General features: G+C 64.1%; 8 protein-coding genes, 1 tRNA gene and 1 pseudogene. 6 read left to right on the forward strand and 4 right to left on the reverse strand.

Annotated features, from left to right (window positions below; translation table 11 throughout):
* Nucleotides 1–161 (forward strand): annotated as a pseudogene (locus C7C56_RS00205) (UxaA family hydrolase); the annotation flags it as partial.
* 197 nt (nucleotides 162–358) lie between these two features.
* On the opposite strand, the gene C7C56_RS00210 reads toward C7C56_RS00205, so the two are convergent.
* The 3 genes from C7C56_RS00210 to C7C56_RS00220 form a co-directional block, all read right to left on the reverse strand.
* Nucleotides 359–3,628 (reverse strand): pectinesterase family protein, encoded by a 3,270-nt coding sequence (locus tag C7C56_RS00210; RefSeq protein WP_106755505.1) that lies wholly within the window; start codon nucleotides 3,626–3,628, stop codon nucleotides 359–361.
* A gap of 529 nt (nucleotides 3,629–4,157) precedes the next feature.
* Nucleotides 4,158–4,856 carry a FadR/GntR family transcriptional regulator gene (locus C7C56_RS00215; protein WP_106755506.1) on the reverse strand — a complete coding sequence of 233 codons (699 nt, stop codon included), beginning with the start codon at nucleotides 4,854–4,856 and terminating at the stop codon, nucleotides 4,158–4,160.
* A 221-nt stretch (nucleotides 4,857–5,077) separates the two neighbouring features.
* On the reverse strand, nucleotides 5,078–7,993 hold the full coding sequence (locus C7C56_RS00220) for a TonB-dependent receptor domain-containing protein (RefSeq protein ID WP_106755507.1): 2,916 nt from the start codon (nucleotides 7,991–7,993) through the stop codon (nucleotides 5,078–5,080).
* A 410-nt stretch (nucleotides 7,994–8,403) separates the two neighbouring features.
* Between C7C56_RS00220 and C7C56_RS00225 the strand changes: the two genes are divergently transcribed.
* The 5 genes from C7C56_RS00225 to yjjJ all read left to right on the forward strand — a co-directional run bounded on the left by C7C56_RS00225 (nucleotide 8,404) and on the right by yjjJ (nucleotide 14,468).
* On the forward strand, nucleotides 8,404–9,417 hold the full coding sequence (locus C7C56_RS00225) for an SGNH/GDSL hydrolase family protein (protein ID WP_181372950.1): 1,014 nt from the start codon (nucleotides 8,404–8,406) through the stop codon (nucleotides 9,415–9,417).
* Nucleotides 9,405–11,252, forward strand: coding sequence for a carbamoyltransferase family protein (locus tag C7C56_RS00230; protein ID WP_106755509.1), 1,848 nt, complete (start codon nucleotides 9,405–9,407; stop codon nucleotides 11,250–11,252). The genes C7C56_RS00225 and C7C56_RS00230 overlap by 13 nt, the downstream gene beginning before the upstream one ends.
* Nucleotides 11,239–11,619: a hypothetical protein gene (locus C7C56_RS00235; protein WP_106755510.1), complete on the forward strand. Its 381-nt coding sequence runs from the start codon at nucleotides 11,239–11,241 to the stop codon at nucleotides 11,617–11,619. Before C7C56_RS00230 ends, C7C56_RS00235 begins: the two co-directional genes overlap by 14 nt.
* Before the next feature lie 124 nt (nucleotides 11,620–11,743).
* A complete protein-coding gene (locus tag C7C56_RS00240; RefSeq protein ID WP_106755511.1) occupies nucleotides 11,744–12,931 on the forward strand; it encodes an acyltransferase family protein in 1,188 nt (395 codons plus the stop codon).
* Nucleotides 12,932–13,121: 190 nt separating this feature from the next.
* Nucleotides 13,122–14,468, forward strand: coding sequence for a type II toxin-antitoxin system HipA family toxin YjjJ (yjjJ, locus tag C7C56_RS00245; RefSeq protein WP_146204210.1), 1,347 nt, complete (start codon nucleotides 13,122–13,124; stop codon nucleotides 14,466–14,468).
* A 352-nt stretch (nucleotides 14,469–14,820) separates the two neighbouring features.
* On the opposite strand, the gene C7C56_RS00250 is transcribed toward yjjJ, so the two are convergent.
* A tRNA-Met gene (locus C7C56_RS00250) sits at nucleotides 14,821–14,897 on the reverse strand.
* Nucleotides 14,898–14,979 lie beyond the last annotated feature (82 nt).

The following is a 14,979-nucleotide window of genomic DNA, read 5'->3' on the forward strand; positions in this document are numbered from 1 at the left end:
TCAACGCCGGGCGCATCGCCAGCGGCAGCGCCACGATCGAAGACGTGGGCTGGGAGATGTTCCGGTTGATGCTCGAAGTTGCCAGCGGCCGCAAGACCTGGGCCGAACACCACAAGCTGCACAACGCGCTGACGCTGTTCAATCCTGCGCCGGTGACTTGATGACACGCCGTTCGTGAGCACTGCTGTCCGGGATAATTTCCTTGACATGGCGATGTGCTGAATTGGCACCACGTAGCGTTAGAAGTCGTGTCGCAGACGACTTAAATATCACATTCGCGCGGAGTCATTTCTGCCAATGGCAGGAATGACGCTGGCTATTGCATCGATGAAGATCGGTTTCCCGACCTCCGTGGCGACTACCTACTCCCGCCCCCGCCAACACTTACGCTCCCAGGATTCCACCCCTCGCCACCATTGAAGCCGGCGAAGACGCTGGCGCGGCCGCCGAACCGGCTGTCCCTTTCGGCCGCATCGAGCACATACCCGCCAATGCGCGGCCGAAGGTCGAGCGCCGTTCCGGCCAGATCCGCGCTGCCATGCTCGCGCCAGCCATGCAGGGCGTCGGCCCGCGCCGGATTGGGCACCGGTTCGCGCCCAACGCCGACGCCGGCCCAGCCGCGCGGCGCGATATGCGCATCCATGCGGCAGTTGATGAAGCTGACGTTGTCCCAAGTGTTGGCGGTGCCCGGGCTGCGCGCGAGGTAGGTGCGGCCCGGGAGGACCGGGTTGCCAGCCGGGCCAACGCCGTGGGTGAGCACGCTGTCGAGAAAGACAAATCCCGGGTCCTTGGCCGACACCGTGCGCGCCTGGACGATGTAGCCGCCCGACTCCGGGTTGGCGCTGTCGCCGACCGATCGGATTTCGCTTTGCTCGAACAAGGCCGCGCGGTTCGCGCCCCAGATGAAGTCGACGTTGCCGGCGACGAGCGTGCGGTAGAACCAAGCGTAGCCCTTTAACTGCAGCGTATCCTGTTCGCTGAAAAAGCTCGCGTCGCGCGCAACGAGCCGGCCCGCGTCGCTGTTGAAGTAGATCGTTTCGGCCTGGCCCGAACGGCTGTAGCGGCGCTCGCTGTCGTTGCGCAGCGTGAGCGTCTCGAGCGTGAGCAGGTCAAGCTCCTCGGCCAGGAACAGCGCGCGTCCGCCGCCAACGCCGGGCGCGCCGGGCGCGGCGCTGGCGCCCGAGCCGGAATGGATGCCATCGTTGTTGACCGCGTGGATGACGACGCCGTCTCGGCTCTCACCGCGCAGCGTCACGCGGTCGCGCGCGCGCAGAAACAGCAGCTCCTCATAGCTGCCGTTGCCAATCGCGATGGTCAGCGGCGCCGCCTTTGGATAGCGCGCCATGGCGTGGTCGAGCGCCCCTTGCACGGTGCGAAAGTCGGCCGGGCCGTCGTCGTCGACCACCAGGCGCGCACGGGCCCCCATGTCCTTGCGGGTCCGGAACGACCAGCGGCCGACTGCATCGTCGAACACCCCGGCGCCAACGGCGACCAGATATTCGGTGTCGTAGGCGAGCACGCCGGCATGCGACTCGATGGTGGCGCTGCGCCCGGCAACGCGGATCGGGTGGCGCCGGACGTGGCGAAGCCGCTCCGCCTTTCCAGGCCCCATCCGCGCGACTTCTTCGCCCGGACGGATGACGTCGACCAGGGCCATGTCGCGCTTGCGGTAGATGCGCACCGATCCCGAGGCGCCCAGCGTGGGCGGCGCGGCGAACGTGAGCCGCAGCGGGGTATCGACCGGCACGCCGCGGGCGCCGGCCGGCGGAAACACCACAGGCGCCGGCGACCGCGCCGGCGGCATGTTAAAGCGCGGCCCGACCTTGACGCCGAACCAGGCCTGCTGCGACGGGTCGGTCGGGCTGCCCAGTAGTACCCTGGCCTCGCCCGGGCCGGCCGGCACCACCGTCACCCCCAAGGCGCCCGCAACGACGCTGGCCACGAGCGGATTGTCCGAGCGCGCGGTGAAGGCGATGCGCGTGGCGCCGTCGCCGCCGACGGCGCTGACCGGCACGGTCAGCGGCGCGTCGCCAACCTGGGCCCGCAGCACGCCGGCCACGCCCGATAGTGCAATGCGCGCCGGCTTGTTTGCGGCCGGCCCGGCCCGGACCTGGTCGATGTCAAAGGCATTGCCCTGGCTGTAAAAGCCGACCTGCGCGCCGCCTTGCGCGAAGCGCGCATCGTTGACCGTGCCGAGTTTTTCGCCGTTCAGGTAGACCGTCAGCGCGCTGCCGCCCAGCTCGACGCGCAGCAGGTCGGACCTGCGCGCGGACGCTTCGAACCGGCGGAACTGCTTGACGCGCGTGGGCACGCCGTCCTGCATGCGCACGACGTTCACCTCGAGCACGCCGTCGGCCAGCGCCAGGCCGGCGCCCGTCCAGTTGCCGGCGCGGTGCCGTCCGAGCAGGACCAGCTGGCCCTTGCCCGAGGCCGGCCGCAGGGCGCCAATGCGCGCCTCCAGATAAAAGTCGGCCGGCGCCGCCGCCAGCGGCGATCCGGCGGCCGCGAGGGCCAGAATGGCGCCGTCCGGCATGCTGTCGAACTGCCAGTTGCCGGCGCCGGCGTTGTCGAGCACATGCTGTTTGACCTGCGCCGCCGGGCGCGCCGTGAAGGGGTAGGGCACCTGCCAGGCGGGCGCGGATGGCAGTGCGCACCCGGCCAGCGCGGCGCCGTTCAGGGTCGAGCCGGCGTCGGTGAAGGAATTGTCGGCGCCGTGGCTGCGCACCACGTCGCCGCAGCCGCGCGCGCCGTCGATCTCATAGACGTTGGCGTGGGCGATGATGTCGGCCTGCTTGCCCACGCCAACGCTGTACTGGTGCTGGTACACCGGATGGCGCCGCGCCCCGAGATGGTAGTTGTTGTACAAATGGACCCGCCCGAAGCGCACCCGCGGCGCGCGGCTCGAGATGTATTCGAACAGGTTGTTGCTGAAGGTGACGCGCAGGCGTCCGAGGTCGCCCGTGGCATTGTCGCTCGAACCGACCAGCGAGTTTTTTTCGTGCAGGGCGAAGCGGTTGTAGGAGACCGTGACCAGGTCCGAACCCTGGTTGATGTCGAGCGCGCCGTCATGGCACTGCTTCGGCATGCCGTTTTCGAGCGGGGCCAGCTCGTCGCCATGCGGCGCGTCGGTAAAACTGTTGCGGTCGATCCACACCCGGCGCGAGGCCGACACCGCGATGGCGTCGAGCTGCGCATTCCAGTTTCCCTTGGACCCATCCTGGGGATCCCAGGTCGGGGCCACGTCGCAGGGATTGCGCAAATTGAGCTTGCGGATGATGACGTTGCTGACCTTGTTGAGCAGCAGGCTCGCGTGCATCAGGCCGGAGCCGGTGCCGGCGCCCGTCAGCGTGGTGTCGCTGGGCACTCGGATGGTGCCGCGTTTTAGCTGGTCGGCGCGGCTCGCAAAGGGCTGGCCCTCGCGCATGTCGATGATGCCTGCCACCTCGATGACGCGCGCGCCGGCGGCCAGGGCCGCGCGCAGCTCGGACGCGCTGGTGACGGTCAGTGCGGCGGCGGCGCCGCCGCCGGTGGTGCCGCCATCCTGGCTGGCCCAGCCATCAGCAGTCTGGGCCGGCGCCGCCGGGCCTAAAAGCAGGGCCGCGGCGGCCAGCCAGGGCAGGGCCCTCACGGCTGGCGCAGCGAGGCTGCGGGCATGGGGCGGGCTGGCTTGGGTGGCGCGGCAAGCAGGTGGGGCGCGCTTGCGCGCGGCGATACCAGGAACGCGAAACGGCGCATCGTGCTCTCCTTCAGATGGTTGCGTCAAATGACCAGGCCAATTCTAATGCGGTTGGACCAATTGCGCAATCTGGATGAGCCAATTTAGCGGTGCCACGAGCCTGTTGGGCGGGCTTAGGGAGTCGAGGCGCTAAAAGCGCCGGACGAGGACAGGTTTTGACGATTTCGCAGTGCCAACAGCGAGCTATTGCCCGAGAAAGCGGCGAAATACGGACCGTCCAGCGCTTTTTGCGGCCGACGATCCTGAGAGGCTGAGAGTCTTTCGACCATGCCCGCTCAGCACGCCGGAAGGCGCCCGCTCGTCGTTGCAAATGCTCGCCATAGCCCGAGCTATGGCTGTGCTTTGCGCCTAGATCGGCCACCTTCTGGCGCGCTGCTCGGGCACGTCCGAAAAACTCTCAGCCTCTGAGTCCAACAGGATCCTACCCCCGCGAGAAGGTGCGGGTGACGCGTTCGAGGTGGGCGCGCATGGCCTGGCGCGCGCCGCTGACGTCGTGTGCGGCGATCGCCTCGAGGATGGCGCGATGGTCGTTAAGGGTGTTCTTGCGCAGATCTTCGGTCTGGAAGTGTTCTTTGAGCTTGTGCCACAGGCTGCCGCGCTGGTTCCACAGGTAGTCGATCACGCCGACCATCGCGCTGTTGCCCGTCGCGCGGGCGATGGCGAGATGGAAGTTGCGGTCGGCCTGCTCGTTGGCGCCGCGGTCGTCGTGGTGCTTCTCCATTTCAAGCACGGCCAGCAAAATGGCGTCGATGGCCGAATCGGTGGCCATTTTGGCCGCCAGGGCCGCCACTTCGGCCTCGATCATGCGGCGCGCGGCCAGCACTTCGAACGGGCCGGGGCCGACTTCGACCACCGGCGCCTGTGGCGCGGCCTGCTCGCTGACATAGACGCCCGAGCCGCCGCGCACTTCGATGAAGCCGCCCAGTTCGAGCGCGATCAGCGCTTCGCGCAGCGAGGTGCGGCTCACGCTCAATTTTAGGGCCAGGTCGCGCTCGGAGGGCAGCCGCTCGCCCGGCCGGATGTTTTCTTCCGCGATCAGGGCCTGGATCCGGCTTGCGACGACCCGGTACAGGCGCGGCTCGGCATGGTTCGCGTCGGGTGTTGCGGTATTTTTTTTCATCGGGAGGAGGGGGGCAGGACAAACAGGAATGGAGATGAGCGATTCTAGGTTGGTCTGTCCAATCTGGCAAGGTGGCACCAGCGCCACGCGTCAGTGATTCCCGACGAATCAGAGGAGTAAATTGTCCAACCGTCCACGGTTTCTCAACACTGGCGTGTGTCGAAACCGCGGAGCGGTTGGCGCTGGGTGTCGCTTTTAAGGCGCCGAGCTTAGAACAGGATTTAGAACTTGTACTCTACCGAGACGCGGAAGACGCGCCCCATCATGTCGGCCAGGCTGGTGATGTAGCCACCGCTATAGAGGCTGTTGGCGGTCAGCGGCGGGAATTCCTCCGTGATGTTGTTGATGCCGGCCGAGAGCGTGGTGTTCTTGATGCCGCTGTATTTGACGTTCACATTGAACTGGCTGTAGGCGTCGATCTTGGTCAGGCTCGAACCGGTGCGCGGGGTCAGGTCGGTCAGGCCCGAGCTGTAGCGCTGCGACAGCGTGCCGCGCCAGTCGCCGTGGCTGTAGCCGACCGAGGCGGTGTGCTTCCAGCGCGGGTTGATCTGCGCCAGGCCGGACAGGCCGGAGTTTGGACCGGCGCCGCCATAGCGGCCGTCGTTGGTCATGATGCCCACGTTCTCGAGCCACGCGCCATCCTTCTCGCCCTGGAACTCATACTTGTGATACCAGGTGCCGTCGAGTTTGGCGTCGAACTTGCCGAAGCTGGTCTTCGGGAAGGTGTAACGGACCGACAGGTCGGCGCCGCGGATGCGCGTCTGGCCGCGGTTCGCCTGGCTCGCCACGATGTGGCCGATGGTGCCGTCGGCGTTGCGCACGAAGTTGTCGCCATACTTGACGGGGTTCTGCTGGATCTCGGCGATCGCCACCGCGCCGAGCACGTCGCGCAGGTGCAGGCCCCAGTAGTCGACGGTCACGGACAAATTCTTGAGCGGCTCAAACGCCACCCCGTACGAGAAACCGCGCGACTTCTCGGGCTTGAGGAAGGTGTTGTTGGGCGACTTGGTCCAGTACGAGGTCAGCACGTTGCAGACCTGCTCCGTGGTGTAGCCGGTCGCCGGCGTGCCGGTCCCGGGCACCGTCGGCTGCGTGCTCGGGCACAGGACCGGATCGTCCATCAGCTGGGTGCGCACCTCCGGGGTCGGGTTCTGGATGTCCATGATGGACGGCGCGCGAAAGCCCGTCGACAGGGAACTGCGCAGCACCAGCGAGGGCGTCGGCTGCCAGCGCACGGCCAGTTTCGGGTTGACCGTGGTCTGGTCCAGGTCCTTGTAGCGGTCGGCGCGCACGCCGGCGTTGACCAGCAGGGTCTGCGTGATCGGCGCGTCGAGTTCGAGCATCAGCGACGAAATGTCGCGGCGCAGTTTTTTGGCCACACCTTGTGGCGTTTCGCCGACCAGGTCGCTCTTGACCACGACGCCGGACTCGCTGATGTTGTAGCTGCCGTCCGGCTTGAGCAGGACGTGGTCGAGTGGCGCGTCGAAAGTGCGGGCCGAATCGCGCCGCAGTTCACCCGACACGGCCAGCACGACGTCGCCGCCGCCGAGGGTCCAGATCGGCCGGGTCAGGGTCAGGTCGACGCTCTGGTTGTAGGCCTTGTTGAGGCGGTAGGTGTAGTCGTTCGCCTCGATGCTTTCGAGGTACTTGACGCCGGCCTCGTCCTGCGGGCCGAATGGATTGAGAATGCCCTGGTCGAAGCCTTCCTGGGCCTTGGTGTACAGGAGGTAGCCTTCGCCGACACGCGTGTCGCGCTCGGAACGGCCGTAGTTGATGCCGGTGCGGTAGTCCCATCCCATCACGCTGCCGTCGGCGGTCAGCACTATGCGCTCGTTGGTTTGCCCGTCGTTGCGGTAGGCCTGGCCAAGTTCGGCGGGCCCCCACTGGAAGTAGGCGATACGGTTGTTCATGTTCAGGTCGCTGACGGCGCCCGGGGTGCGGGTCGGGTCGATGAACATGGCCGGCGAATTGGTGCCGGTGTTGCTGCCCACGACCTTGACCGCCGGCGTGATGCCCTTGCCCGGATAGAAGCGGCTGGTCGACGGCAGCGAATAGGTGGTGAAGGGCTGGGTGGAGTTTGGGATCTGCAAGCCGCGGTACTTTTGCACGTTGAAGCTGCTGTGCAGGACATCGAGGTCGATCTTGTGGCCGCCCGGCAGGTTCAGGCTTGCGCGGCCGGCCAGGTTGGTGATCTCGCTGCCGTCGGTCACCGCGTTCCAGTACAGCGGATCGCGGGCGCAACCGGGCGCGTAGACCGGGGTGGGGTTGGCGCTGGCGGCGCCGAGCGCCGGGTTCGTGTATGGCGAGTCGCAGCCGGTGGCGAACGCCGGATTGTAGTTGGAGTTGGCCGAACGGGTGAAGCCGAAGTTGGCAAGCGGCGAAGGGTTGCGCGCCTCGGGCAGCAGTCCCAGGCCAAGGGCGCGCAACACGTCCGGATCGTGCTGCTCGGGACGGTCCTTCTGGAACAGGGCCGTCTTGGTTTGGTGGTCGACCGAAACGTAGGCGTTCCAGTTGTCTTTTTTCAGATCGCCGAAGCCGACAATGGCGCCGATGCTCTTGGTCTGGCCGCCGCCCTCCATTTGCGGGGTGGCATACTCGGCCTTGATCGACGCGCCCTTGAAGCCGCGCTTGGTGATGAAGTTCTGGACGCCGCCGATGGCGTCGGCGCCATAGGTCGATGCGGCGCCGCCGTTGAGCGTCTCGACCCGGTCGAGCGACATGCGCGGGATCACGTTGACCGACACATACTGGTCCTGCAGCGGTTCGTTGGCAAGGCGGCGCCCGTTGAGCAGGGTCAGGGTGCGCATCGGGCCCAGGCCGCGCAGGTTGGTGACCGGACCGGCCGCGCCGGTGTTGGTGCCCAGCGACAGCGACTGTGGCTGCTCGAGCACCAGATCCTTCAGTTCGGTGTTGCCGCGCGCCTCGAGCTCGGTCGCCTTGACGGTGGTGAGCGGGGTCGCGCCCTCGTGGGCGACGCGGCGGATCAGGGAGCCGGTGACCACGACCGCCTGCATCGGCTCGGCCTGCGCGTCGGCCTGGGCCTGGGCATAGGCCGGCGCGGCCAGCTGCAGCATGGCCGAAGCCACGGCAGCGGCCATCATGGCGGGTTTGATTTCGGATGGGCGCGAACGTGACATCTTGTCTCCTTGTCTGAGTGGTCAAATTGGTTTGATCACTTCTTTTGTGTGATTAGACCAAATACTAAACTGGCCCAACCACTTTAACAAGCAAAATGTGATGCGCGTGTTGTTGCCGGTGCTATCGTATGGTGTCTGTAACCGAATTTTCCGGCCCGTTTGCCGGCTGGAGGCGACCCGGGACAATTGCCATTCGCGCATGGGTTGGAGCGGCGGATCCGAAGCGCTGATGCTTGTGGACGGAATTGATGCCGCCATAAAACAAACGCGCCCGACCTCAGGGGCTTTGTGGCAAAGGCAAAACTCGATTGCGCTTGCCCAAACACGCCCGGCAGCATGTTGAGCATGATGGAGCTTCCAGCTTGCCGCGGCCGTTCATGGCGGCACGCGCATCGCTATGGGAAGCCCTAATGAGACAAGTCTATGAGTACCACCCCGTGATCGGGTATCGCTTCATTCCAAACATCCGGGCCAGGATCGCTCATGAAGGAGGCGGCTATCTTTTGCGGGCCAACGAGCAGGGGTTTCGCTCCGACCGTCCCTTCTTGCAGGCCCGCAACCAAGGGCGTCGCCGCATCCTGTTTTTCGGTGATTCCTTCACCGCCGGCGACGGCGTCTCGAACCCACAGCGCTACACCGATCTGCTCGAGGCGCAAATGCCGGACCTGGAAGTGTATAACTTCGGCATTTCGTCCACGGGAACGGACCAGCAATATCTCGCCTGGAGGGAATACGGCCGGGATGTCGAGCACGATGCGATCGTCATCGCGGTCTTTGTGGAAAACATCAGGCGCGTCGCCGCGCGCTTTCGTCCGCACCGCGACGCAAACGGGCAGGAGCGCTTGTATGCGAAGCCGTACTACACCCTCGATGGCAACAAGCTGAGCCTTCACCAGGTCCCGCCGCCGGCCGAACCATTCGATCTGGCGGACCTTCCACCGGAGGACCGGAGCGCGGTCGACACCGGCGGGCGGTTCGCGGCGCTGCGCGGCATCGTCACCGCGCTTGGGGCGCGCGAAGTCGTGCAACGGCTGACCAACTACCAGCCGCTTCCGGCCTACAACTCGGCAACGACGCCGGACTGGCTCTTGATGCGCGCCATCTTGACCGAATGGATCGGGGCGCAGCGGCGGCCGGTGGTGCTGATGCCGCTGCCGTTGCCGCAGCATCTGGACCAGCAGTGCGATGCGAGGCCGTATCAGGCCCGATTCGCCGAGCTTGCGCAGGAGCTCGGTTGCACGCTGCATGATCCCTTGCCGGCATTGCTCGAGTACGAGGCGCCGGTGCGGCGCGCGTTCCGCTGGCAGCAGGACATCCACTTCACGCCGGCGGGCCACCAGGCGCTCGCCGACACGCTCGCGCCCGTGCTTGCGGGCATTCTCGTCCAACCGCCACAACGTGAGGCGCAAAAATGTCCAAGCTGATTCTCGGCATATCCGCCTTCTACCACGACGCGGCGGCGGCGCTGGTGTGCGATGGCGTCATCGTCGCCGCCGCGCAGGAGGAGCGCTTCAGCCGCAAAAAACACGACCCGCGCTTTCCCGTCAATGCCATCAACTATTGTCTTGAAGAGGCGTTCGTCGATGCGGGCGATCTCGACGCGGTCATTTTTTATGACAATCCGCTGGCGACGTTCGACCGCATCGTCGAGAACGCGCTCGCGTCCGGCGCGCGCGGCAAAAGCCAGTTCATCGAGGCCGCACAGCAGATGCTGGGCGACAAGGTGTGGGTCGAGGACCACGTCGTCCGGACGATCGGCACGACCGGCAAGGAGGGCAGGGTGCTGTTTTCGGAGCACCATATGGCGCACGCGGCCAGCGCCTTCTATCCCTCGCCGTTCGAGCATGCCGCCATTTTGACCATCGACGGCGTCGGTGAATGGGCAACGACCAGCCTCGGCAGCGGGGAGGGGAAGGATATCCGGCTGTTCTCCGAGATCAATTATCCGCACTCGCTTGGCCTGCTGTACAGCGCGCTGACGTATTTTTGCGGTTTCAAGGTCAATTCGGGCGAGTACAAGTTGATGGGGTTGGCGCCTTACGGCGAGCCGCGCTTTTACAACGCCATGCGCGAACACCTGATCGATGTCCGGCCGGATGGTTCATACCGGCTCGACACGGCATTCTTCGGCTATCTCGACGGCATGGTCATGACCAACGAGCGCTTTGCCAAACTGTTCGGCGGCCCCCCGCGGCTGCCGGAGGCGGCGATCACGCGGCGCGAGATGGATCTGGCCGCCAGCGTCCAGAAGCTGGCCGAGGAGGTCATCCTCAATACCGCCCGGCATCTGCGCGAGATAACGGGCGAGAAAAATCTGGTGATGGCCGGCGGCGTCGCGCTCAATTGCGTGGCAAACGGCAAGCTGGTCGCGGCCGGAATATTCGATAACGTGTGGGTCCAGCCGGCGGCCGGCGACGCCGGCGGCTCGCTCGGGGCGGCATTGCTTGCCAATCACGTGTATTTCGATATGCCCAGAGCCGAGCGCTCACCGGGCCGCGACACCCAGCAAGGCGGTTACCTGGGGCCGCGTTATTCCAGCGGCGAAGTGCTCGCCTTCCTGCGCCGGCACGGCTATCCCCACGAGCGCCACCAGGACCTTGCGCGCAGGGTGGAGTTGGTGGCCAAGGCGCTGGCCGAGGGCAAGATTGTCGGGTGGCTGTGCGGGCGCATGGAGTTTGGGCCACGCTCGCTGGGCGCGCGGTCGATTTTGGGCGACCCGCGCAGCGCGGCAACCCAGGCGACGATGAATCTCAAGATCAAGTACCGCGAATCGTTCCGGCCGTTCGCGCCGAGCGTCTTGCGCGAGCGCGTGTCCGACTATTTCGAGCTCGACTGCGAGAGCCCCTACATGCTGCTGGTCGCTCCGCTCAGGCAGGAGCGCAGGGTCGCCATGTCGGCGGCGGCGAGCGGCGCCGCCGGCGACGATATGCGTCTGCTGATCAACCAGGTGCGCAGCGATGTGCCGGCCATCACCCACGTCGACTACTCCGCGCGCATCCAGACGGTGGATGCCCAGACGCACCCCGAGTATCACGCGCTTATCAAGGCGTTCGAGGCGCTGACCGGCTGCCCGATGCTGGTCAACACATCGTTCAATGTGCGGGGCGAGCCGATCGTCTGCACGCCCGAGGACGCCTACCGCTGCTTCATGCGCACCGAAATCGATTTGCTGGTGCTCGAGGACGTGGTGCTTTGGAAGCATGAGCAACCCCCGTCGGATGATCAGGAAGATTGGAGGACCACCTATGAGCTCGACTAACAATACCTTGCCGGAAGCGCAAATCGGCGCGCTGTTCGACGCGCTGTTGCTGCCCATGTCCGAGCGGCTGGGGGACGGTGGCATGCCGGCGTTTCCGCTCGCGCCCGATGTCATGCGGCTTAGCTACTATGTGCGGCGGCATCGCAGCGCGCCAATCCGGGCCGACTTCGTCAGCGCGTCGTGTTCCGATGTGGCGGAGTTGGCGCAAAAGCTCGCTGAACACTGGACGGCGCTGGGACGCGCCGAGCTCGCGTCCCAAGCGGGCATGTTCGCCGAGCTGGCCGGCGCACTTCGGCAGGCGCGGCTGGCGTCGTCGTCCGCTGGCGACCAGGCCGATGTTTCCCCCTACGTGTACGCGATGTTCTGAAGCCCGGTGCCGGCGCGTGAATTTTCGCGTGCGCATGCGGCATTTTCGGGTACTTTTGCGCGCGCAAGCCGGTCCTCGACACGCGGATCCGGCATTGCCGCGCCATCACTGAACGGGAGACACCATGCCTTCGATCGACCTTCCGCGGGTGGAGTGGCTGGCCAAGACGAACCTGCAGCAAAATTCCCACCACTCCATCACGATCTCGCTGCTGCGCGGGTTGGCGGCGGTGGAGGTTGTCGCCGCCCACATTCGCGCCCAAATGTTTCCGGGCCTCAAGTCCTTGCCCGATCCCTCCCTGTGGTACCAGGCGCTGTCCTTCTTCACCGGCTTTGCGCACCAGGCGGTGGTGGTCTTTTTCTTTCTCAGCGGATGGCTGGTCGGGGGCAGCCTGCTCAACAAGCTGCGCGAACCGCAAGCGATGCTTTCGTACGCCATCGACCGCGTCACGCGCTTGTGGATCGTCCTGGTGCCGGTGTTCGTCCTCACATTGTGCCTTGCCATTTTTGCCGACACGGTCGATCCGCGCCGGGTCGACTTTGCCCGCGACAATGCATACTCGGTCACCGCGTTTTTCGGCAATCTGTTAGGCCTGCAAGATATCGCCGTGCCCCGCTACGGCGGCAATTTCGCCTTGTGGAGCCTGACGTACGAGAGCTGGTATTACGTGCTGTTTCCGCTGGTGGTGTTGTGCTTCACCGGCGGCGGCTGGCTCGGCCGGCTCGGCGCCGCCGGTTTGGTCATGCTGATCTGCTGGTGCATCGGCAAGGACGTCACGCTGTACTTCGCCGTGTGGCTGATGGGGCTTGCGTTTTCGCGGGTGCGGATCGTCGCCACGCGCGCCTGGCTGGGCTTGTTTGTCGCGGTGCTGGCGACGCTGTCGGTGTATTTCCGCCTCACCGGCAGCAATGACATTTTGCTTGAAGTATCCTGGCTGCAGGACGTCGTCTTCAGCATCGCCTTCCTGCTGGTGCTGTGTTCCTTGCAATCGCAGGCAGACTTTGGCCGTTCGGCGGTGCGGCTGGCCAGCAAGGCGGGCAACTGGCTCGCGTCATTTTCGTTCACGCTGTATGTCATTCATGTGCCGCTGTTGCTGGCGATGCGGGGGCTGATCGCGCCGTATCTGCCCGGCGGGAGGTTTTCGCCGGATAGTGCCGGGCACTTCGCGGGGTATATTGCGTTGCTGGTCGTGATCGTGCTGCTGGCCTGGCTTTTCCACCTCCCGTTCGAGGCGCAGACCACCAGACTGCGCCGTGCCTTGAGGCTGCAATTGTGGGGCGGCCGGCGCGATGCGCTTGGGAAGGTTGTATAGGCGCAAAACCTGATTCCGGAAAGCGCCCTAGGCGAAGCCGCCACGATCTTGCGATTTTCTTGCGCGTGCTCGGAAGTGCTATGCATGCTATGATGGTTTTAATGTCAAATACTATTCAATTTACTATTCAATATCATCGATTCAGCTATGTAAGCTGAGCGATTTTTCCTATTCAGAGAGCGTGGAGAAATTGGCCAAAAATCAACTCGACCAGCTACAGCAATTGCTTATGCGACGGCCTGCTAGCGCATCAACCCTCATACAGGAGTTGGATGTCAGCCAGCCAACGTTCTCGCGCCTATGGGCAAAATTCCATGGCGGTATCGTGCTTGGAGCGAGCAAGGCCCGGCGGTACGCTTTGCGGCGGCCGGTTGCAGGTGTAGATGCGCCGATACCCGTGTTTCGCGTATCGCGGGACGGAACTGTCGAGTCGGTAGGCAACATTGAGCCCTTACAAGGTGGGTTTTACGCGCTTATGCAGTTGGAAGGGATAGGGTATCGCTTGTTCGAAGGGATGCCTTATTTCCTATGGGATCTTCGCCCGCAAGGCTTCTTGGGCCGGATGGAGCCAAGTAGAAATCGCGATTTGGATTTGCCACAGGATATCTTGCGGTGGACCGATGAGCACGTACTCAAATACATTTCGCGCCGAAGCGAGCATGCCCCGGGCGACCTCATTGTGGGAAACGAGTCGTACGCCCGGTATATCTCGGACATGGCAAAGGTTCAGGAGTCATTAATACCGGACAGTGACCGCGCCGCAGCCTATCCCGGAATGGCAGAGCGCTCGATGCAAGGCGAGCCCCCCGGCTCGTCAGCTGGCGGCGAACAGCCGAAATTTACTGCGGCAATTGGGCGAAACGGCGAGCACGGACTAGTCGAGCACGTCATTGTGAAGTTTTCACCTCAAGTCGACACGGCCGGTGGCCGGCGTTGGGGCGATTTACTCATTTGCGAACACCTGGCGCTCGACGTCCTTGCCCGCAATGGGATTGCCGCAGCCAAAACATCAATTCTTGAAGCCGTGGGGCGCGTGTTCCTGGAGGTGGTCCGTTTCGACAGGGTGGGATTGAAAGGACGACGTCCCATGGCGACCTTCGCTGCGCTCGATGGCGAGTTGGGGATGTTGGACCAAAGTTGGACCGCAGTGGCGCGTGAACTTGGCCGCTGTGGCGACCTTTCCGAGGCAGACGTAAGGACAGTTGAAATCCTAGATCTTTTTGGCGCGCTTATTGGAAACACAGACAAGCACCACGGGAACATTGCGGTCGCGTGGGCATTCAATAAACGACACCAACTGCTCGAGGCATATGACATGCTGCCAATGTTGTATCGACCAAATACACATGGCGAAGTCGTCCATCGTGAGTGGGAGCCGAATTTGGGTGCCAGGCTCGAACTTCGCCATCTGCCGCGATGCTACGAATTGGCAAATCAATTCTGGATGGACGTGTTGAATGATCCTCGTATTTGCGGGAATTTCAAGCGCGACGTTGCAAATCGCCATTTGTGCACGTTGCATGGATTGAATTTGTGAATCAATAGCTCTGCCGATGTTGTCGCGCCAATCGCCGGGCGCCAGGCGACTCTCGCTCCCACCGTTCTGCTTGAACTTCAGCCGCCAAAGTTTGGAACCGGTGGGCATTACTTCAAGGAACAGGCCGCCGCCGTCCGAGAGCTTGTAAGCCCTGTCTTCGGGTTTGGCTTTTCTACGCTATATGTCGACGAGAGGGAGTACTAATTTTGCCATCTTGAGGGCATCCGTCCCCCTCGAAGGTGCCCCGCAAAACGGAATCAGTCAACGGACGTCCGCAAACGTCGGCGCACAAAAAAGCCGCAGGTCTCATAGGGAGATCTGCGGCTTCTTGTACTTCTAAATACATATTCTTTGGTGGTGATAGGTGGACTTGAACCACCGACCCCAGCATTATGAATGCTGTGCTCTAACCAACTGAGCTATATCACCCAACAGCCGAGCATTATCCGGGCTTTCGGCCGGTCTGTCAAGGAAGTCCAAACAAGTCCAGCAGTTCTCAATTCAAAAGCGA

The organism is Massilia glaciei (assembly GCF_003011895.2).
GTDB classification, from domain to species: domain Bacteria; phylum Pseudomonadota; class Gammaproteobacteria; order Burkholderiales; family Burkholderiaceae_D; genus Telluria_A; species Telluria_A glaciei.